Consider the following 20,883-nt stretch of genomic DNA (forward strand, 5'->3'; position numbering starts at 1 on the left):
GACCTTTCAAGGTGCGAATGGGCGGAGCCCCAACCGATCGTCCGTCAGGGGCGCTCAGTTCCCGAAAAGCTCGTTCAGCACGTTCAGGATCACACGCTCGACCGCATTGTCGGGCTGCGTCTGCCGGCGGGGGGCGGTCTGGTCGCGGGCGACCTGAGGCGCTTGTTGGGCGGGGGCGATCATCGGCAGCGGGCGAGGCGGGGTGCCCTCGTGGACCCGCGCCATCGTCTCGCGCCAGATTTCCGCCGGCAGGCCGCCGCCCGTCACGCCGCTGAGAGGTGTGTTGTCGTCATAGCCCATCCAGACGCCCGCGACATAGTCGGCGGTGAAGCCGATGAACCACGCATCCCGCGCCGCCTGTGTCGTACCGGTCTTGCCCGCCGCGGGGTGGCCGCCCGGCAGCTTGGCGCGCGTGCCGGTGCCGCGCTCGATTACCTGGTGCATCATCCAGACCAGTTCCTGCGCCGCCTTGGGCGTGATGACGCGCTCACCGATCCCGCCTTCCTGCTCCAGAAGCGGGCTGGTGTCTCCCTTCAGGCTCAGCGTGACGAGACCATAGGGATCGACCGAGGAGCCGCCGTTCAGAATGCCCGCAAATGCGCCCGTCATCTCCAGCAGCGTCGACTCCGACGCGCCGAGCGCAACGGCAGGGCCGCCGGCGATATCGCTTTCGATGCCGAAATCGTTGGCGATATTGACCACCGCCTCGCGGCCCACGGTTTCGAAGACCTTCACGGCGGGGATGTTCAGCGACTGCGCCAGCGCGTCGGTCATCGTCACGCGGCCCTTGTAGTCGTTCGTGTAGTTTGACGGGCACCAGCGGCCCGAGCCGGGGATGTCGAGGCAATATGGTTCGTCGATCACCGTGTCGTTCGGGCTGTAGCCGAGGTCCAGCGCCGCGCCGTAGACGAAGGGTTTGAAGGCCGAGCCGGTCTGCCGCTTGGCCTGGATCGCTCGGTTGAACTGGCCTGCGACACCCCGGAACTTTCGCCCGCCGACCATGCCGCGCACTGCGCCATCGGCGGACATCACGACGATCGCCGCCTGCGCCTTGGAGCCTTCGCGCACCTTGTTGTCGAAAACCCATTGCAGGGCCTCTTCGGCGGCATTCTGGATGCGCTGGTCAAAGGTGGTGCGGATGATGACGTCTTCGGTGGTCTCGTCGGTCAGGTAGGTCGGCCCCTGATCCATGACCCAATCCGCGAAATATCCGCCGGCGCGGGCCTCGGCCGCCTCGGACAGGCGCGCGGGGTTCTGGCGCGCGCGGGTCGCCTCGGCGGTGGTCAGGTATCCCTGCTCCTCCATCAGGCCGAGGATCAGGTTGGCGCGGTTCTGGCTGCGTTCGAGGTTCGCGGTTGGGGCATACCGCGTGGGGGCGACCAGAAGACCGGCCAGCATCGCCGCCTCGGACGGCAGCACCTCGTTCGCGGAGCGCCCGAAATAGCGCTGCGCCGCCGCCTCAAAGCCGCGTGAGCCTGCGCCCAGATAGGCGCGGTTCAGGTAGATGGTCAGGATATCGTCCTTGGAATAGCGCAGCTCCATCGCCATCGCGTAGACGGCTTCCTTGATCTTCCGCGCGATGGTGGTGCGGCGGCAATCTGCCTCGAACTCGGCTTCGGTCAGGCCCGAGGCGGGATCGTAGACGGTGCCGAGGCAGAGCAGCTTGGCGGTCTGCTGCGTGATCGTGGACCCGCCGTGCCCGGATAGCGGCCCGCGCCCTTCGCTGAGGTTGATGCGGACCGCGCTGGCGATGCCTCGCGGCGAGATGCCGAAATGGCGATAAAAGCGGCGGTCCTCGGTGGCGATGATCGCGTTCTTCAGGTCGGGCGATACGGTTTCCGCGGTGATCTGGCCACCGAACTGTTCGCCGCGCCAGGCGAAGACTTCGCCATCGCGGTCGAGAAGCGTGACGGACCCTTTCGAGCGGCCATCGAGAAGGGCGGTCACCGGGGGCAGGGTGGCGGCATAATAGAGAACCGCCCCGCCCACCGCGAGCGCGACCAGCGCCGTCACGCGCCAGCCGATCCCCCAGACAAACCGGAAGAGCCCGCCGAAGAGCCACGCGATGGGGCCCCTGCGTCTGGAACGGCTCGTCCGCCGCTTTCGTTTTGTCCGGGCCGCCGGGGCGGGTTTGGATTTTTTGGGGCGTTTGTCCGCGACAAGCCGCGACCCGCCCTTTTTCGATCCACTCATACCGATACGTCCATGCCTGCTCATCTCCGAGAATAGGCGCTTTTGTGCCGGATGTGGAGATGCGGGGTGACGGGAATCTGTGCAGACGCGGGGATTCTCTTTCGCCCAAAAATTAGGCGTCGCCCACATTTTGTGCAAAAATTGTGCAAGCATGTGGTGTTTCAGGGCAATTTCGAGGGGTGGATTCCTTGTCTAAGGCGCACCACCCCGCTCTTTGTCCCCCTGCAACGCGACGCGAAGGGATGTCGCGTAAACGGAAGGGGAGCATCGTGAAACTCATCATTGCAGCGATCAAGCCGTTCAAGCTCGAGGAGGTGCGGGAAGCCCTCACCTCGATCGGGGTGCGCGGCATGATGGTCACCGAAATCAAGGGCTTCGGGTCGCAGTCGGGTCATACCGAAATCTATCGCGGCGCGGAATATGCCGTGAACTTCGTACCCAAGGTCAAGCTCGAGATCGTCGTGTCTGCCGCCATGGTCGACCAGGTCGTCGAAACCATCGCCACGACCGCCAAGACCGACAAGATCGGCGACGGCAAAATCTTCGTCCTCGACGTCGAAAGCGCGCTCCGCGTGCGCACCGGCGAGACCAACGACGACGCTATCTGAGCGCGGGAAAGGGAAAAGACATGAACCTCAGAAAGACACTTGCCCTCTCGGCGCTGGCGCTTGCTGCACCGACGATGGCCCTGGCGCAGGATGCACCCGACATCCAGCCCTATATCTTCACCACGCTTCTGTTCCTTGTAGGCGGTTTCCTGGTGTTCTGGATGGCGGCGGGCTTTGCCATGCTCGAAGCTGGCCTCGTGCGCTCCAAGAACGTCACGATGCAGCTGACGAAGAACATTGCACTCTTCTCGCTTGCCTCGATCATGTACTGGCTGATCGGCTTCAACCTGATGTACCCCGGCGACGGCTGGTGGGTGTCGGGCTGGATGGGTCCGTGGTTCTCGACCACGTCGCTCGAACCTGTCGGCCTTGCCGCTGAAGACGCCGCGCTCGACTATGCATCGGTCGGTTCGGACTTCTTCTTCCAGCTGATGTTCGTTGCCGCGACCGCCTCGATCGTCTCGGGCGCTCTGGCTGAGCGGATCAAGCTCTGGCCGTTCCTGATCTTCGTGATCATCCTCACCGGTGTCATGTACCCGATTTCGGGCTCCTGGCAGTGGGGCGGCGGCTGGCTGTCGGAAATGGGCTTCTCGGACTTCGCCGGCTCGACGATCGTGCACTCGGTCGGTGGCTGGGCGGCTCTTGCCGGTGCCATCATCCTCGGTCCGCGTCTTGGCAAGTACAAGGACGGCCGCGTCAACCCGATGCCCGGCTCGAACCTGGCTCTCGCCACGCTCGGTACGTTCATCCTGTGGCTCGGCTGGTTCGGCTTCAACGGTGGTTCGCAGCTTGCTGCTGGCACCGTGGGTGACATCACCGACGTGTCGCGAATCTTCGCCAACACCAACATGGCCGCTGCTTCGGGTGCCGTTGCTGCCCTGATCCTGACCCAGGTGATGTACAAGAAGGTCGACCTGACCATGGTTCTGAACGGCGCTCTTGCCGGTCTCGTGTCGATCACGGCCGAACCGCTCGCTCCGACGCTCTTCGGCGCGCTCTGGATCGGTGCCATCGGCGGTGTGATCGTGGTCTTCGCGGTCCCGATGCTGGACAAGATGAAGATCGACGATGTCGTCGGCGCCATCCCGGTCCACCTGATCGCCGGTATCTGGGGCACCATCGCGGTCGTCTTCTACAACGGCGACGCCAGCCTCGTGACGCAGATCACCGGTATCATCGCTTACGGCGTGTTCACCTTCGTGGTCTCCCTCGTGGTCTGGATTGTGCTGAAAGGCATCATGGGCATCCGCGTCAGCGAAGAAGCCGAGATCAACGGTCTCGATACTTCGGAACTGGGCATGGAAGCCTATCCCGACTTCTCGAAAGGCTGATCCTCCTTCCTGTCAGCTTTCGAACAACCTGGCCCGGGCGCTCGCGCCCGGGTTTTTTTATGCCGGAATTGTGGCAAATGCCCCAATTTCGCCACGGTTTCGCCGCAATGATTGTGTATGTCTTAAGACGTAGTCAGTTTGCGAGTGTCGGTTATGAGTGTTTCCACCCCTCTCATCCTCTTTCTTCTTTATGCGTCGCCCTTTCTTGTGGCGGCGATCGTCCTGATCCGGTTTCGGATCGCCCGGCGCAATGCGCATCACGTCGCCGAGATTGACGAAGATGCGTTCTTCGACGAGGACGACATGTTCAACGAAGTCGAGGCCCCCGCGCCGCGCCGCTATATTTCCTACAGCGCCCCGTCCTGCTGAGGGCGGCGCTTTGGCCTCACGGGCCATCTTTTTGGTAAAGGTGAATTGTTATGGACATTCTTATTCTGTCGGGCGTCGTGCTGCTGGGCTCGGTCCTGGAAAGCGGTATCGCCTGGTGCTTGGCGAAGCGCCCAGAGCCTCAGACATCGGCTTTCGATGCGCGGACCGATAACCGCTACAGCCGTCTGAACACCAATTTCGAGGAAGCGCTGGCCTGAGCAGGCCTCAGCCGGCGGCGTGTGCGCCGTCGGCCAGACCCTTGACGAAGGCCAGCACATCGGCCGGGCTTTCGCCCTTTTCGATCCGGTCCACGATGGCCGAGCCCACGACCGCGCCATCGGCCACTTCCGCGATGGTGCGCGCGCCTTCGGGCGTCTTGATGCCGAAGCCCACGATGACCGGCAGGTCTGTCGACGCCTTGATCCGCGCAACCTCGGGGCCGACATCGGTGGCGACCGCATTGGCCGAACCCGTGATCCCCGTGATCGACACGTAATAGACGAAGCCCGACGTGTTCTGCAGCACTTTGGGCAGGCGGCGGTCATCGGTGGTAGGAGTGGCGAGACGGATGAAGTTCAGCCCCGCCTTCTGCGCGGGGATGCAAAGCTCGACGTCTTCCTCGGGCGGCAGGTCCACCACGATCAGGCCGTCGATTCCGGCTGCCTTCGCGTCTTCCAGAAACCGGTCCACGCCATGCGAGAAGATCGGGTTGTAGTAGCCCATCATCACGATGGGCGTCGTGTCGTCGCCCTCGCGGAAGGCGCGCGCCAGCTCGAGCGTTTTGTTCAGCGTCTGTCCGCCTTCGAGTGCGCGCTGACCGGCAAGCTGGATCGTCGGGCCATCGGCCATCGGGTCGGTGAAAGGCAGGCCCAGTTCGATGATATCGACGCCTGCGCCGGGCAGCCCACGCACGATCTCGAGCGACGTGTCGTAATCCGGATCGCCCGCCATGACATAGGCGACGAAGGCTTTTCGGCCCTCGGCCTTCAGCGCGGCAAATTTGGCGTCGATGCGGGTCATGGGCGGAAGCTCCGGTTTCAGGACAGTCAGGGTTTGCACGACACGGGCGGGAAGATCAATCGCGCGATGCGGGGAAATCACGTTGCACGTCGGATCTGGACAGACGCCCGTCGAGACCCAATTTATCCGCCATGAATTATGTTCTCGCGCTTCTCCTGCCGCCGCTGTCGATCCTGTTCGCAGGCCGTCCCATTCTGGCTGTCATCATCTTCCTGATCTGGGTGCCGGCAATCATCTTTTCGGGTGGCCTGACGCACCCGATGTTCATCCTGCTTGCCTGGTTCATCATCTTCCAGGCCCGCGAGGACCGGCGCGAGCGGCGCTGACCTTGCACGCCCGGCGCGCGCGGCTTACAGACGCGCGACGCCAGGAACGAGAGCTGAGCACATGGGTTTCAAGACCGGTATCGTGGGGCTGCCGAATGTCGGCAAGTCGACGCTGTTCAACGCGCTGACGCGCACCGCGGCCGCGCAGGCGGCGAATTTTCCCTTCTGCACGATCGAGCCCAATGTGGGCGAGGTCGCCGTGCCCGATGCGCGGATCGACAAGCTGGCCGAAATCGCCAAGTCGAAGCAGATCATCCCGGCGCGGATCACCTTCGTCGATATCGCGGGCCTCGTGAAAGGCGCCTCCAAGGGCGAGGGGCTGGGCAACCAGTTTCTGGCCAATATCCGCGAAGTGGACGCCATCGCTCATGTGCTTCGCTGTTTCGAGGATGGCGACGTCACCCATGTGGAAGGCCGCGTCGACCCCGTGGCCGACGCCGAGACCATTGAAACCGAACTGATGCTGGCCGATCTCGAGTCGATCGAGCGACGCCTGCAAAACATCGTCCGCAAGGTGCGGGGCGGCGACAAGGAGGCGATCCAGCAGGAGCGTCTTCTGAAGGCCGCCCAGGCCGTGCTGGAAGACGGCAAGCCCGCCCGCACGCTTGAGATCGACGATGAGGACCAGAAGTCATGGTCCATGCTTCAGCTTCTGACCGCGAAGCCGGTCCTCTATGTCTGCAACGTGGCCGAGGACGAGGCCGCGACCGGCAATGCCCATTCCGAGCGCGTGGCGAAGATGGCAGAAGAGCAAGGCGCGGCGGCGGTCGTGATTTCCGCCAAGATCGAAGAAGAGATCGCCCAGCTCGACCCGGAAGAGGCCGAGATGTTCCTCGAAGAACTCGGGCTGAAGGAAGCCGGTCTCGACCGGATGATCCGTGCGGGCTACGGCCTGCTGGGTCTGGAGACCTATTTCACCGTCGGCCCCAAGGAAGCGCGCGCCTGGACGATCCCCGCGGGCACCCGTGCGCCGCAGGCCGCAGGTGTCATCCACGGCGATTTCGAGAAGGGATTCATCCGCGCCGAGACAGTGGCCTATGACGACTATGTGTCGCTTGGCGGAGAGCAGGGCGCACGCGACGCGGGCAAGCTTCGCGCCGAGGGCAAGGCCTATGTAGTCAAGGACGGCGATGTCCTGCATTTCCTCCACAGCGGCTGAGTGGGCTGAGCGCCCTGGAGGTGCAGCTTTTGGCCGGCGTCAGGCCGTGAGTATTTATGAACAGAAGAAACCGACAGGATGCGCGCCTGCTGCAGCGTCGCCCTGATTTGAGCGTCGGCCCCCCGTATTTCCCCTTGCCGCGCTTTTCCCCCTTGGATAGACCCGTCCGCGGAGCTGTGGCCGAGTGGTCGAAGGCGCTCCCCTGCTAAGGGAGTAGGCCCGAAAGGGTCTCGTGGGTTCGAATCCCATCGGCTCCGCCACCACCCCCCCCCACTCGCCAATTTTCGATGGAATTGACTAGTTGTCGATTTCGGGGGACGGGGACTCCTTTGTCTTATCCCGCACGAATGGGGGCGTCCGTGCTGCTCCCCGGACCAATTTCCTTGGCGTGACGCGGGCCGCGTATTCACTGAAGGGCTTCGTCACGTGGTTTCTTGCTGCTTCGGCGCAGGAAGCAGGCGCGCTCGGGACCATCATGAATGAGGTGTGTCCTAAGGGCATCCTGACCGACGTGAGGCACGCGACTCTCGCGGGTCCGGGCGTCCTGGACGCCTGGCGTGGCTTTAAAATGGGCCCTGAACACATGCCAAGTGACTTTCCCTTGACGTAAAGGCACTTGATCTCTTTCCTGAGAGGGCCGGCGGCACCCATTCAATCACGCCTCGGCGGAATGGAAGACGACTTGTTCACGCCGGTATATCTGCTCGACCTCTGCATCCTCGCATATCAACTGCATTCTCAGGCGCTGGTCCGGCCCTTCGATCCCTATTGCGAACAGATCAGGGTGCTTGCCAGCAGCACCAGCCGGGAAGAGGCTTATCGTACCGGGATGCTGAGCGGCATGCGGGATCATTACCGCGCAGAAAACATGCAAAGCGGCGTTTCGCGCTACCGCGGGCCTGCGGACTTTCTTGTCGGCAGCACGCGGCAACACAACCCTGCGCTGGAAACGATCGTTCAGGACTACAGGCGCGTTTCGCCCTGGAGACCGGGTGTGTCGCGGCAAAACGGAGATAAGGAAGGATTCGTCCTCTACGTGACGCCGCCGGAGATCACGCGGCGCATTGCCGAATTCTGGATTGTCAGCGAAGGCGAATTCGATCCGACCGCTCCCGGTGAGGTTGTCAACAAGAACAACCTCACAGCGCTGTGCCGCGAACGCCGAGGCGGGCAGGGCGCAACCGACCTGCTCGTCGCCTTCGAAGGGCAGATGGGGCTTCTGGGTGCGAACGACACGGGAATGTCGGGCCTTCTTGGCCATGTCCTGGCGCGGAAGCGTGACGACGCAAACCTCTACGACCTCTTTGTCGTGTTCCGGGGCTCGCGCAGCGGCAAGTATCGCTCGGGAGTCATGAACACCAACGAGGGGCATCCCGACTACGTCACCAATTTCGGAATGAACGAGGAAAAAACCGCCAAAGCCAAAATGAATAGGCAGATTCAGGTCTTCCCGGATATTGCGAAAGAACCGGTACGCAACCACCTCGGCTATGCCCGATGCGTGGACAATGCGCTTCCGGCAATCGATTTCGCGGTCGAGATCATCTGCCGAACCCTCGACGAACAGGGGGCCGGGATCGGAACATTTCACGCAGTCGGACACAGCCTTGGCGGCGCGCTGGCCGGCGTATTCACCGAAGCGCTTCAGTTCCAGAGGACGGCCGCAAGCCAAAGCATCCGGAAGAGCATCAATTACTACGCGGCCAGGGGCGGGGTTGGCGGAGCCGTCCGACCGAGCCCGTTCGCCCATGACAACCCTCTTTTCAGCACGTCACTCTTCATCGACCGAAAGAATTCCGCCTGGGCCGAGCGCAGCGACTTTCTGAAGCTTCAGCATTACCGGATGATCAGGGACAAGATTGATCAGGAAACGACAACACTCATTGCCCGTTATGCCTTCGATGAGGCCGGGCTGATGGCGACGCCGCTGGTGGATGGGCGGCCACTGGATTTCGAGAAGGTCGAAGGCCACGTAAAGGATGCAGAATTCGGTCATAGCCCGCAGGCACTGCGTCCGGCACTTAGGAAAAAACAACTGGATGCGGCCCGGACGCTTCAGGACGCCGATCGCGACCCGGTTTTCCCGGACGGGTATGACGACGAAGATCTTACGCCCTGGCTGGAATTCTCCCGCACGATCCGAAAGGAGAAAAAGATCAAGGCGCCGGCCGAGGCCATCGATTTCGTCGACGATCTGAATGAGCTTCTCGATGCCATCGATGACGCCTACAACCCTCTCGGCAGTGCAGATTTGCCTTCGGCGTGGGAGCTTCTTCCTGACATCCCGCTCCTCGATCTCGATTTCTTCATCCTGAGCGGCCAGAAGGCACGCGGCATCGAGACACCGGAAGAGGGCCTGTCCGATCGGCTGATCCAGTTCTGCGGGGCTTATCTTGAAAAGAAGGCATCGGGAGCGGATCGAATTGACCCGGCGTGGGTCCGGGATGTCTACGGGAAGGTAATCGGAAAAACACTTCTCTCCGCCTTTGGTCTGGAAGACCTGGAAAGCGGAAAGAACAAGAAGAAGCGAAGACGCTTTTTCCATTTCCTGATCGGCTGGGCCTTCGCGATCGCCATGCGCAGGAAAGTCCTGAGAAACGTTAAGGACAAAAGCCGTTCCGACGATGGCGACAGCACGGACACGGAAAGCTCCGACGCCGACGAAAAGGATCCGAAGGGAAAGCGCAAGATGCGGCGACGCCGCAAGCGCCCGACCGACGTGCCATCGCTGATGCCTGACAGCTATTACGATAGCGACACCGACAGCGAGGACAGCTCGGACACCTCCAGCTTGGTGTCGGAGACCGAAGAGCCGGACTCGCGGCAGACTTGACCTGGGCGCGGCGCAATATCCGCGGGGTGTCCGACCATGGCTGAGCAGAGGCCGGCGCTCGACCTGTTCCGCAGGACGGTTCTGGCCCGGTTAGGGGCGGCGGGGTTCTCGGACGCCGCGCTCGCCGCGTTTCTCGATCACCTTTGCGAGGATGGCGAACTCGGCGAGGGCGCCGGTGACATCGACCTCGGTGCATCCGGGTCCGCGGCCCATTTCAGGCTTGGCGCGGCGGATGTGCTCTGGACAGGCGGGGCGCAGCCGGACGCCGCGCTTCTGCTGACAAGGGGCGCTCCGGATGCCGGCCTCGACGCCGCCCTGTCCCGGATGATCGACGCCCACAGCGATTATTATCAGGCGGTGTTCCATGGGCCGGTCGGGGTCGATTTCCTGTGCATTGCGACATTCGATCTGCCCGGACTGACCTTGCCCGGAGGGGCCGCCCCGATTGCCCCGCAGGGCGCAGGCGTCTCGTTTTCCGCGGCAGGCGGTCGCTTCCTTGACGCTCTTGGGTCACAGCTCTCGTCGGGGCTGACGACCGAGACGCTCTGCGCCGCGCGGGTCGACGGGCATATCCCGGCCTCTGGCGGGCGTCTGCGTATCTGGGAAACCGAGAAAGAGTATCGGCTGCGTCCCCTCCACCTTGATCTCTCCTGGCCGGAACTTCTGCCCGGCGCGCTGGACCTGTCGCTGACGGGGGTCACGTTTCATCCGACAGCACCGGGCCTGAGTGTGCCCTTGGCCGAAGATCCCGCCGGCGGGTGCGAGGAACGCCTCGGGATCGCGCTCGATCTTCCGGGTGACAGAACGATCGAAGCCAGCCTTGCGGTCGACCTGTACTATGGCACCGTCATGGCGCGGCTTCAGGACACGCTGACAATGGGAGATGTCGTGGACCTGATCGGTGCCGACCGAAACGACGGCGTCTTCACGAACAAGGTGGTGGCCGACCTTCTGGACATTTCCGTCAGCGACATGTGGCTCCTGTTCGATCCCGGCGCTGCGGCCGCCGAGACCGTGCTCGCCGCCGGGCTCGAAGTGACCAAAAAGGGCGATCCGTTCGTCCTGGTCGAGGATATGGCGACGCTCAGCCCGACGCTGTCGCTTTGGGTGGATCGGCCCGCATCCGACGACCGCGCTTTTCACGGGGTGATCGAAGCAGCCGTCCACTTCGGCCGTACCGGCGCCCAGACAGAGCTGGACGTTGCGGTCTCGATCCCGGACTTCGCGGTCTGGGCCAGCATTAAGAATGCGCCGATCGGATCACTGATCGCCGGCATGATCGGCACGGAAGGTCCGCTTCTCGACAAGTTGCGGGCGCTCAGGTGCGATCTGTTCGTCAGCGGCGATCTCGAAGCGGCCGAATTCGCGCTGGCCTTCGATATCCATCCCGGCGCCGACACGCTGGCGGTGCCGGGAAGGGATGGCTGGCATCTGGACGATTTCGCGGTGTCTGTGACCGTAGAGAGCGGCACGGCACTGCTCGGGCTGCAAGGCGGCATGCATCTGGAAGACGCCGGACAATCCCGGCTCTCTTTCTTTGTCGAGGCTCATTTCGGCCCTGACGGCTGGAGCTTCGCGGGCCGCGCAGCAAGCGGAATGAGCCTGACCGACGCGCTGTCGCGCATCCTTGGCCAGCCGCCGGACCGGCTGGGCGAAGGGATGCAAGGTGCGACACTCGGTTCAGTCACCCTCAGCGCCGCGCCGGGGCGGGACACCTATGCTCTTGACGCCTTCTCAACCGATCCCTGGGACGTGCTGTCATGGACCGGCGCCGAGGAAGGGACGCTGACGCTTGCCCTGAACCGGCTCAGGCTTGCCAAGGACGGCAAGGATTTCAGCGCCGATCTGTCCGTGGACATGCGCCTCTGCGGCGTCTACCTCGCGCTCGCGGCCAGCTATGACGGGGCCGGGAATGCCTGGTCGGTCAGCGGCAGGACCAAAGCGCCCATTGACATCGGGGCGCTTCTCAGAGGGTTCCATCACCACGAACCGTTGCCGCCGCTTCTGTCCGAAATGGTGATCGAAACGGTCGCCGTGTCCTTCACAGCGAGCGGCCGGGACGAGGCCTCGAGCGACCTGAAATTCACCCTCGAAGGCTGGACCGTCGAAGACGGCACCGACATCGACCTGCGCCTGCATGTCGAGGTCAAGAAACAGACGGAAGACGGTGTGACCAAGCCCAAGGTCCACCTGTCAGTCGAGTTCCTGATCGGACCGCACTGGGTCCATGGCGAGTTGGACTACGACGACGGCAAGACGCTGCTGGTCTGCGAATATGCGCCCAAGGGTGGCGAGAAACTGTCGCTCAACGATGTGATCGAACCGGTCGCAGCCGGCCTCGCAGACGGCTTGCCGCGCGTCGAGATCGGCTTCCACCACGTCTTCGTCGCCTACCGCCACGAAGACGGCAAGGGGGCTTTCGCGGCGGGCGTGTCTCTTGATCTCGATGCCGCCACGGTCGATCTGTCGGCATTGCCCATCGGCGGGCTTCTCGGGTCGGGGCAGATCGGTGTCGACCGGTTTTCGTTCTTCGGGACCACCGCCGCGCTCAGTTCCGAGGACGTCGCGGCGATCAATGCCTGCCTGTCCCCGGATGGCGCGCTTCCGGGCGGAGAGGAAGGTGCGACCGCGATGCAGCCGGGCCTGAGCCTGTCGGTCGGGCTTCTGACGGGCGGCGCCGAGCCGATGCCGCTCCTGCTCGATGGCGGCGCCACCGCGGACGAGAGCGAGCGTCCACCGTCCGCGCCGCCCAAGGGCGAGATGCCCGAGCAAGAAGTCCCGGGCAACAATACACCATTGCTTGAAAAATCCTTTACTATTGGGAAGACAATCGGTCCACTCAGCGTCAGCCGCCTGGGTCTTAGCTATGGGCCTGGCAAGGGAATGGGCCGCGTCGGGCTGAAAATCGACTGTTCGGTCGGGCTGGGTCCGGTACGCCTCGGGTTGAACGGCTTCCACCTCGAAGTGATCGTCGACAAGGATGCGCCCGACCCGACCTTCGGCCTTGACGGGCTGGACCTTGCCTATGACGGGGGCGAAGTGTCTCTGGCCGGCGGGTTCCTTCGACGCAAGGTCGACGGCGTCGTTTCCTATGAAGGCGCGGCGATCCTCAGCGCTGCCGATTTCGCCATATCCGGCTTCGGCGCCTATACCGAAACGGGCGGCCAGCCGTCGCTTTTCATCTTCGCCGCGCTTCATGCCGAGCTGGGCGGGCCGCCGTTCTTTCGCGTACAGGGCATCGCGGCGGGCTTCGGCTATAACCGGCGGCTCACCTTGCCCGCCATCGACAAGGTACAGGATTTCCCGCTGATCCGCGCCGCGTTCGATGCCGATTTCATCAAGATGGACGACCCGGCCACCTCTGTCTCGGCCGCGATGGAGGCACTGGCCCACTACGTGGCGCCGGCTGCAGACCAGTACTGGGTCGCGGCGGGGATCAAGTTCTCGTCTTTCGAGATCATTCAGTCGGCGGTTCTGGTCACGGTCGCCTTCGGGCAAGAGGTCGAGATCGGCCTTCTGGGCCTCTCGCGCATGTCTCTGCCACGTGGCGCCAAAGGAAATCCGGTCGCGAATATCGAGCTTGCGATCAGGGCCAGCTACCGCCCCGCCGACGGGCTGCTGGCGGTCGAGGGCCGGCTCACCGATGTCAGCTACGTGCTGTCGAAGGACTGCAAGCTGACCGGCGGATTCGCCTTTTTCATCTGGTTCGGCCCAGAACATGCCGGGCAGTTCGTGGTGACCCTCGGCGGCTATGCGCCGACCTTCATACCGCCGCCGCATTTCCCGCAGGTGCCGCGTCTGCGCGCAAGCTGGCGTGTGTCGGGCGCGCTTTCGTTCTCGTCCGAGCTCTATTTCGCGCTGACACCGTCCTGCATCATGCTGGGGGGCAAGTTCCAGGCCGCCTACAAGTCGGGAAAAATCTCGGCCTCCTTCGTCGCTCATGCGCATTTCCTGCTTCGGTGGGAGCCGCTCGCCTACAGCGCCGATATCGGTATCCGTCTCCGGGTGGCAGTAGATATGCTTCTCGGGACTGCGCGGGCCGAGGCGTCGGTGGGATTGAAGCTCTGGGGGCCTCCGCTTGCGGGCGAGGTGCGCGTCAGGATCGCCATCATCACCTTCACCATCGGATTCGGTCAGCGCAGAACAGCCGCCGCACCGCTGACGGCGGCGCAGTTCAAGGCGGCCTTCCTGCCGGGGAACGACGCCGAAACCTTGCCCTTGCGGATTGCCCGGGGGCTGCTGGCCGAGCCGGGGAAAGACGCGGCCCCGCGGGTGGATGGTCGTGTGCTCAAACTGTCCGTGGGCACCGCCATTCCGATTACGGAATTGACGCTGAACGGTGTCGAGCAGGCGCGCCAGGACATTCCGGCAACGCCCTTGGGAATCCGGCCTATGGCGAAAGGCAGTCTCGACGCGCCGCTCCGCCTGATCCTGACCACGCTCGACGGCACACCCGTGGACCTTGGCGCCACCGCCCATGCCGAAGCTACAGGGGTTCCCGAGGCGCTCTGGGGCGAGGTCGCAGCGCCGCTTGAGCAGATGAAGATGGTCCCCCCGGCCAAGGCGGCTGCGAGTGTCGTCCAGGCGGCGATGAGTGCAACGATCACCTTCGCGTCGAAGACGCCCGCGCCGGACGGGACCACTATTCTGCTGACCGCGCTCCTTGCCGGAGCGGCTGACGCGCGGCCGATCCCCAAGCCTCTCCCTGCACCCACCCGCAGCGGAGAGGTCACACCCCTGACCGCCGCAGACCTCGCCGCCGGGGCCGAACGGCGCCGCGCAACCTTTGCCGCACTGGGTGCGGTCTCGCCCGGCCTCAGCCTGCCGGAGGACGCGTCGCTGCCGTACATGCAGGACCGCCTCGCCGCTGGCACGGTCTATTTCCAGAGTGATGGTGTGGTGGTCACGCCCCTTGGCGCCTCAACCGAGCGAAAGGGCAAGGCGGCATGAGCGGCAAGGTGGAATTCCTCTCATCGATGCGTCCTGTCCTGCCGCAAGGGAGCTACCGCCTGACGGCGGAACACGCGGTCGCGGCGCTCGGCTCTGCGACACCCCCCTATCGGAACGCGATCGAGTTCCATGTGGGCGAGCCGGTCCGTGCGCTTTTGCCGACCGACCTGCATTCGGTCTACCCGCCCAAGGGTGCATCCGGCGCGTTCGAGGGGCATTTGCCCCATATCGTTCTGATGCGCCCGACACTGCCATGGGACATGTCGCTGACCGACGCGCCCCGCAGCGAGACCGACGAGGCAAGCGCGATTGCGCTTCTGGTGATCGGGGCGGGCGACGAGGGCGCGGTCGATATCCGAAACGTGGACGGCCGGCGCGAGATCACGTTCGACGGCGCGCTCTTCCGGCGGATCGCACCCACCGCCGACGATCTGAACTGGATCGCCCATGTCCGCCGCGTGGATACCGGCGCCAAGGAAACGCCGTTCTTCATGTCGGACGGCACATTCGCCGTGGTGCTTGCCAATCGCTTCCCCGAAACGCCGGACCCGGCCCGGCCAAAGGCCACCGGGCGCAATCATGCCGTTCTGGTTTCGCTTGCCGGCAAGAAAGACCTTCTGGCCGCCGATGCGGCGTCGAAGCCCAAGACGTCCGAGCCGACCGTCACGCTCGATCTGTTGGCGGACTGGCAGTTTTCCAGCACCGGTGAGGCCGGGCTCGCTGGCGAGGCGGCGGCGCTGAGCGGTGGTCCCTACGCCATTCCGCTGGCCGCGCCGGCGGGCGACGAGGACGCCGAGCAGGCTCATGTGCGCGATGCCTTTGCCAAGGGCTATTGCGCGCTGCCCCACGCCATGCGCCACGGCGACCGGACAGTGTCGTGGTATCGCGGACCGCTGACGCCTGTGGATTATGCCGGCCCCGACGCTCAAACGGTCTTCCGCGGCTCGCCCGATGCCGCGCTCCGCTACGATCCGCAGGACGGAATGTTCGACACGTCCTATGCAGCAGCGTTTCAACTGGGCCGCCTTCTGGCACTTCAGGACAAGGGCTTTGCAACCGCCATGCGCCGGTTCCGCGATACCGTCCGGGCGGACATGAATGCGCTTGCGGGCCGGAAGATGACGGGGGGGCTTCTCGGCGGCGACATCGGACAGAGCGAGCGCCGCCAGATGGCCGAGGCTCTGGCAAAGGGCGATGCGCCCGTCCCGGACGCGGACAGATATTCCGGCGGCGTCTGGCTTCCCGGAGGCAAGGACGGGCAGGAAAAGACAGGCGTGGCGCTCGACCCGCCGGCGGAAGTGTCGCGCTGGCTGGCGCGGCTCATGCTGCTCTATCGGGTGCCTTACGACTACCTTGTGCCGGATGCGCGGCTTCTGCCGGACCGAAGCCTCCGGTTCTTCCAGGTCGATCCGAACTGGCTGAAATGCCTGCTCGAAGGAGCGTGCAGCGTCGGGCGGGTCACGTCAGGCGACCAGATGATCGACGAATGGATCCGTGCGCGCTTTATGGATACCGCCCTTGCCGACGCGCCCGATGTCCGAAGCCGCGCGCCAGAGGCCGAGCCGAAGATCGCGCCCGCCGCAAAAGGAACGCAGCCCGACGCGGTCAAGAAGCAGCGGCAGGTCGCGCTCAAATGGCCGCTGTCGGGTTTTCTGATGAAATCCCCCTTGGTCGCCCACTGGAACGGGCTCGAGATGCACGCAAAGATCGGTGAAACGCCCGCGCTGCCACTCAGGATCGACCGGATCGCGCCGGACACGCTGATCTGCATCTTCGATGGCGCCCTGTCCGAAGTCGAAATCTGCCCCCCCGCCGAGGCCGTCTACCACGGGGCGGAAAAGGGCACGGGCGGCTATTTCAAATCGGTGCTGCGGGATCCCGAGACCGGCGCACCGCACGGGAAAGAGGCTCCCGGCTTCAGGGTGCCGATGCGCGGCGCGGATGGCAGGGTCATCGACATGCCCCGGCTGGGCAAGGGGCTGGCCTCGCTTGCCAAGGCGTCACCGTCGTTCGGGTCGGGTGACCTTGCGCTTCAACTGACCGAGGCCGCACAGACCATCGTCCGCTGGGTCAAGGCTCCATGAGTTTCCCGTCGGGCAACGTCCTTCTCGCGCCTGTCCGGGTCGAGGCGCTGGTCATCGGCGGAGGTGCGTCTCGCTGGGGTCATTGGGCGGATACCAGCCCGGATTATGCCGCGCTCTTGCGCGATTATGCCTTCGGGCCCGAGTTGATGCGCGATCCCATCGACGGAGAGGTCGCGTCGCTGCATCCCGAGGGCGTGCATCTGCATTTCCATCTGCCTTCCGCTCTTGCTCAGGGGCGTCAGGATGACGAGACAGAGCTCACTTTCGATGCAGCGCCCAACCGCTGGCTTGTCCAGCGCATCGCCCATGGCCCCGATCCCGAGGTGCCGGCGCGGCTCGATGCGTGGCTGGTGCTGGGCGATGTCGAGGACCCCGAGGGCGTGGCCTGGCCTGTCGAGACGACGGGCCCGGCGCTCAGGGTGCTGCGCATCGGCGGTCGCGAGGATGTATTTCGGATCGACGAGGAGACAGAAAAGCGGGTTCTGACGGATGCCGCGCTTGCCGCGCGCGACGCCGTGTCCCGGCCCGCGCCGGTACCCCTGACCGCGGTGGGGCCGGGCGATCCGCTTTTTGCCGCTGGCTATACCGCCTGCCGGCGGAGCTTCGGCTTTCATGATCCCGCGCCATGCCCCGACGATTTAAAGGGGGGCGATCTTCGTCTCAGCTACGTTGTGGCCGGCTGGTATGATGACCCCAAGCAGGATCCGCTGGCGCGGTTCGAGGCAGCCCGGGGCCAGACGCCCGAAGCGCGGCGGCGGGCGTTTCTCGACTGGCTTGCCGCGGGCGATGCCTATTGGACGGGCGCAGGGACCCGGGAAATCCCCGGGCGCGTGCTCTGTCACGGTGCGGTCCACGGGCTTGATTGGCAGGACGGGGCCGAGGGCAACGACACCGGCGGCGGACACGCGCTGGCCCGGATACAATCGGGCAAGCATCACATCGCTCTCGGCTCAACGCCCCATGAGGCGCTCTCAGCGCTGTTCGGCAAGTCGGAGCAGTCGGAAGAGCTTCTGACCGCGCTTCAGGAAGGGCTGATCGAAGAAGACGTCACCCTGAAGAAGCTCAGGACTGAATTGCACACCCGCCGGTTCCACAAACGGCCGGGTGGTACGGTCTACGCGTTCAAGCCTCTTGCCTATGAAAACAAACCGTCGGAGGCGTCCCTCCCGCCCGAGGCTGCCCCAAGCCGCGTGCCGCCCGACCTTGCCGTGCGACTTGCCGCGCTGAACGCGAAAGTGTCGGCGATCGACCGGATGGAACGGGCTTTGGCCGCGCGTCGGAAAGAGGTATTCCACCTCTGGACCGACTGGACCCGCAAGGCGATGGTCACCGGGTACACCGAGACAGGACCGACCGGCGCCGCGCAAAGCGCCTATGACGCGGCGGCTGCGCTTCTGACCAGCGAGTTGGAGGCACTCGGGACCGAGCGGGGCCAAGCGACGATAGCGCTTGGGTATCCCGGTCCGGTGGCGACGCCGCCAGAGGGTGGCGACCCCGTGGCGGACAGCCCTCTTGGCCTGGCCGGGAAGGCTGCGGGCTTCGAACTGGTCGCCGCGGAAGCGGCGCCGTTCTGGACCCCGGCCGAGCCCGCCGTCGCGATATCGGGCCCGCTGATGTCGCCGATGAACGGCGCTCCGGCCCATGGACCCGAGGAATGGCGCCATGAGGATCAGGTGCTGGGCGGCTGGACCTTGAAGCCCGCGCGCGGCCCCGAGGGCGCCGTGACGGGCGCGGCGTTGCGCGATGACGTGCTCGGGTCTGATGCGGCACCGGAATTCGCCCCGCTCGCCACGCGACTTCTGGACGAGGCGCTTCTGTTCGACCGCGGCCTCGTTGCGCGGATGGCGCGGCTCTCGGGCCTTCGCGACAGTGACGCGGCAGAGAGCCTTCTGTCGGATGCACTGGATGACGCGGCGCGCCGCAGACCGCCGCCGCCCGACCCGGAAGAAGAGGCCTTGGCCAGCGCCGGCGCGGACGAAGGCGGCGAGGCAGACTTGACCGGACTTGCTCCGGCTTCGCCGCCCGTGCCGGACAAGGGCTCTGGTCCGTCGCTTGGCATCCCGCCCGACCCCGCCGCCGTGGCCAATGGCGGCAACGGCTGGTCGCCGCTTCTTCTGGCCTGGCGCGCGGCCTGGCATCCTGCCGACCTGTCGGGACCGGTGGACGCGGGCTGGCAGATCGGGCCGGACGGCGCGCTTGCGCCGAAAACGGAAGACTCGCGCAATGCCGTTCCGCATGAGACCGAAATCCGGCAAACAGCGGTCCTCTCGGCCAGTTTCGCGGCCAATGTGGACAGCCGGATAGGACGGCTGACCAGTCTTCTTGGCGGCGAGGTGGCGATGCACTGGCTGCGGGAGGATCTGGCCGAACGCCCGGTCCGCGCGCAGATGCTCGACGGTTTTGCAAAGGCGCTTGGCGGCGTGCAGAGCGTGCTTCGTCTTCCACCCTTCGATCTCGATCTCGCACCCGGCCCGGATGACGACGGCCCCGCGCTTTTTCCCTTCGATCCGGTCCATAAGCTTCTGGACTGGACGCAGGCGCCCCTCCACCAGGATACCGAGCCGCCGCGCCCGGCACATGCGATACGGGCAGGCGCACTGGAACTCCGTCAGGTCAGGATCATCGACGGTTTCGGCCGTTCCGTGGGGCTGCCGGTGGCCGTCGCGACAAAACCCCGCGCCGATAACGCGGTGCTGGTGCAGGCCGCCGCACCGGTCGTCGCGGCCCCCGCGTCCGGTACAGAGACGCAGCGCGCGCATTTTTCGCCCGGCTTCGTTCAGCCGATGCGGCTTGCTTTCGAGCTTGATCCGGGGCGGGATGCGGGCTCGCCGCTCGCGGGCTGGATTGTGCCGAACCATCTCGAAGCGTCGCTTGTCCTTTACACGGCGTCGGGCCGGGCGGTGGGCGCTTTGCAGCGTCAGGGCAACGGGGGGTATCTCTGGGACGACACGCCCGCCAGGATTGAGGCCCAAGGCACGACGGCGCCCGAGGCGACTGACGCCGACCTCCTGAGGTTCCGCGACTGGGTGATAGACCCCGCGACACACGAGTGCCGCCTCGGCTCGGCCGAGTGCAACTATCTGACCGAACTCATCAACCGTACCGCTGCCCGCATCGACCGCGCGGTGCCGGACGAGGATCGCGCGGCCAGCATTCTGACCGGCCGCCCGATTGCACTTGTCCGGCTTCGGCTCGAGTTGCAGAGCGACGGCCCTCTGATCGGCGCGGTGCCAGAGGGCTGGCCGGTCCGGCTGGGCGATGCGCTCGACCGCGAGGACGGGCTGATCGGCGTTTTCGCGCACGATGCGCCGGTGCTGATGCCTGCCTGGAACCCGCTCGGCCCGGATCACCCGGAAGTGCCCGGCAATTTCGGGGAACAGGCGCTGAAGATCGGAATGGACGCGCCACTGTCGCTTCTGGCGCTGATGGACCCCGAGGCGCATATCCACGCGGTCACGGGGTTTCTGCCCCGCGGAACGCTGTCGCTGCCCGAACCGGAAAGCCTAGGGGCGCGCCTGCCTGTTGCCTCGATTTTTCAGGTGGCGCCTGTCATCGGCACCGGCGATGCCGTGGCCATGCCCCGGCCGTCGGGGGATTACGGCGAGTGGTCCTGGGCCTGGTACGCTCCCGATGTGGGCGATTTCAGGCTGGAAGACGAGATCGCCGAGGCGAGCACCTGGGCGGTCCGCTCGGAGGCGGAGCGGCAGTTGTCGGAAGGCTGGCTCAGGCTGGTTGCGCGGCCGGTGCGGATACGGGCCTTCGCCGCCGATCCCGGCGGCAGCGGGCCGGGTCGTGTGCGGCTGAGGTGGACGGTCGAACATGCCGAGCGGATACGGATCGTCAATGCCGACGCGCCGGAAGATACGCCTCCGCTTGCCGAATTCGCCGGATATCTGCCGGAGCAGTGCGATCTGGACACCGGCGGAGGCGTCACGCGGCTTGCGCTCTGGGCCGAAGGGGCGGGGCAGTGGGTCCGCCGCGACATCACGCTGAACGGAAACTGAGGAAAA

Annotated in this window: 12 protein-coding genes and 1 tRNA gene; 11 read left to right on the forward strand and 2 right to left on the reverse strand. The window is 65.0% G+C overall.

The features are described from left to right. Positions 1–54: 54 nt before the first annotated feature. Positions 55–2,193: a transglycosylase domain-containing protein gene (locus GQ651_RS15105; protein ID WP_160765031.1), complete on the reverse strand. Its 2,139-nt coding sequence runs from the start codon at positions 2,191–2,193 to the stop codon at positions 55–57. 269 nt (positions 2,194–2,462) lie between these two features. On the opposite strand from GQ651_RS15105, the gene GQ651_RS15110 reads away from it, so the two are divergent. From GQ651_RS15110 to GQ651_RS15125, 4 genes are all read left to right on the forward strand, one after another. Continuing rightward, positions 2,463–2,801: a P-II family nitrogen regulator gene (locus tag GQ651_RS15110; protein ID WP_160765032.1), complete on the forward strand. Its 339-nt coding sequence runs from the start codon at positions 2,463–2,465 to the stop codon at positions 2,799–2,801. 20 nt (positions 2,802–2,821) lie between these two features. Next, positions 2,822–4,132, forward strand: coding sequence for an ammonium transporter (locus GQ651_RS15115; protein WP_160765033.1), 1,311 nt, complete (start codon positions 2,822–2,824; stop codon positions 4,130–4,132). Positions 4,133–4,285: 153 nt separating this feature from the next. After that, positions 4,286–4,501 (forward strand): hypothetical protein, encoded by a 216-nt coding sequence (locus GQ651_RS15120; protein ID WP_160765034.1) that lies wholly within the window; start codon positions 4,286–4,288, stop codon positions 4,499–4,501. A gap of 50 nt (positions 4,502–4,551) precedes the next feature. Further along, on the forward strand, positions 4,552–4,719 hold the full coding sequence (locus GQ651_RS15125; RefSeq protein ID WP_160765035.1) for a hypothetical protein: 168 nt from the start codon (positions 4,552–4,554) through the stop codon (positions 4,717–4,719). A gap of 7 nt (positions 4,720–4,726) precedes the next feature. On the opposite strand, the gene trpA is transcribed toward GQ651_RS15125, so the two are convergent. Continuing rightward, positions 4,727–5,521, reverse strand: a complete 795-nt coding sequence (gene trpA, locus GQ651_RS15130; protein ID WP_160765036.1) for a tryptophan synthase subunit alpha — start codon at positions 5,519–5,521, stop codon at positions 4,727–4,729. Positions 5,522–5,652: 131 nt separating this feature from the next. On the opposite strand from trpA, the gene GQ651_RS15135 reads away from it, so the two are divergent. The 7 genes from GQ651_RS15135 to GQ651_RS15165 all read left to right on the forward strand — a co-directional run bounded on the left by GQ651_RS15135 (position 5,653) and on the right by GQ651_RS15165 (position 20,877). Next, positions 5,653–5,847: a hypothetical protein gene (locus GQ651_RS15135; protein ID WP_160765037.1), complete on the forward strand. Its 195-nt coding sequence runs from the start codon at positions 5,653–5,655 to the stop codon at positions 5,845–5,847. Between the two features lie 61 nt (positions 5,848–5,908). Further along, positions 5,909–7,006, forward strand: coding sequence for a redox-regulated ATPase YchF (ychF, locus tag GQ651_RS15140; protein ID WP_160765038.1), 1,098 nt, complete (start codon positions 5,909–5,911; stop codon positions 7,004–7,006). A gap of 170 nt (positions 7,007–7,176) precedes the next feature. Continuing rightward, positions 7,177–7,266, forward strand: a tRNA-Ser gene (locus GQ651_RS15145). 410 nt (positions 7,267–7,676) lie between these two features. Then, positions 7,677–9,839, forward strand: a complete 2,163-nt coding sequence (locus tag GQ651_RS15150; protein ID WP_160765039.1) for a hypothetical protein — start codon at positions 7,677–7,679, stop codon at positions 9,837–9,839. A gap of 36 nt (positions 9,840–9,875) precedes the next feature. Then, positions 9,876–14,789, forward strand: coding sequence for a DUF6603 domain-containing protein (locus GQ651_RS15155; RefSeq protein ID WP_160765040.1), 4,914 nt, complete (start codon positions 9,876–9,878; stop codon positions 14,787–14,789). After that, positions 14,786–16,873, forward strand: coding sequence for a hypothetical protein (locus GQ651_RS15160; RefSeq protein ID WP_160765041.1), 2,088 nt, complete (start codon positions 14,786–14,788; stop codon positions 16,871–16,873). Before GQ651_RS15155 ends, GQ651_RS15160 begins: the two co-directional genes overlap by 4 nt. Then, positions 16,870–20,877, forward strand: a complete 4,008-nt coding sequence (locus GQ651_RS15165; protein WP_160765042.1) for a hypothetical protein — start codon at positions 16,870–16,872, stop codon at positions 20,875–20,877. Before GQ651_RS15160 ends, GQ651_RS15165 begins: the two co-directional genes overlap by 4 nt. Positions 20,878–20,883: the final 6 nt, after the last annotated feature.

Origin of the sequence: Kangsaoukella pontilimi, assembly GCF_009830125.1 — a bacterium.
Classification (GTDB): Bacteria; Pseudomonadota; Alphaproteobacteria; order Rhodobacterales; family Rhodobacteraceae; genus Kangsaoukella; species Kangsaoukella pontilimi.

Excerpts from the sequence above, each read along its gene's own strand:
- GQ651_RS15105 (WP_160765031.1), bottom strand. The coding sequence starts at position 2,193 with ATGAGTGGATCGAAAAAGGGCGGGTCGCGGCTTGTCGCGGACAAACGC.
- GQ651_RS15115 (WP_160765033.1), top strand. The coding sequence starts at position 2,822 with ATGAACCTCAGAAAGACACTTGCCCTCTCGGCGCTGGCGCTTGCTGCA.
- GQ651_RS15120 (WP_160765034.1), top strand. The coding sequence starts at position 4,286 with ATGAGTGTTTCCACCCCTCTCATCCTCTTTCTTCTTTATGCGTCGCCC.
- GQ651_RS15125 (WP_160765035.1), top strand. The coding sequence starts at position 4,552 with ATGGACATTCTTATTCTGTCGGGCGTCGTGCTGCTGGGCTCGGTCCTG.
- trpA (WP_160765036.1), bottom strand. The coding sequence starts at position 5,521 with ATGACCCGCATCGACGCCAAATTTGCCGCGCTGAAGGCCGAGGGCCGA.
- GQ651_RS15135 (WP_160765037.1), top strand. The coding sequence starts at position 5,653 with ATGAATTATGTTCTCGCGCTTCTCCTGCCGCCGCTGTCGATCCTGTTC.
- ychF (WP_160765038.1), top strand. The coding sequence starts at position 5,909 with ATGGGTTTCAAGACCGGTATCGTGGGGCTGCCGAATGTCGGCAAGTCG.
- GQ651_RS15150 (WP_160765039.1), top strand. The coding sequence starts at position 7,677 with ATGGAAGACGACTTGTTCACGCCGGTATATCTGCTCGACCTCTGCATC.
- GQ651_RS15155 (WP_160765040.1), top strand. The coding sequence starts at position 9,876 with ATGGCTGAGCAGAGGCCGGCGCTCGACCTGTTCCGCAGGACGGTTCTG.
- GQ651_RS15160 (WP_160765041.1), top strand. The coding sequence starts at position 14,786 with ATGAGCGGCAAGGTGGAATTCCTCTCATCGATGCGTCCTGTCCTGCCG.
- GQ651_RS15165 (WP_160765042.1), top strand. The coding sequence starts at position 16,870 with ATGAGTTTCCCGTCGGGCAACGTCCTTCTCGCGCCTGTCCGGGTCGAG.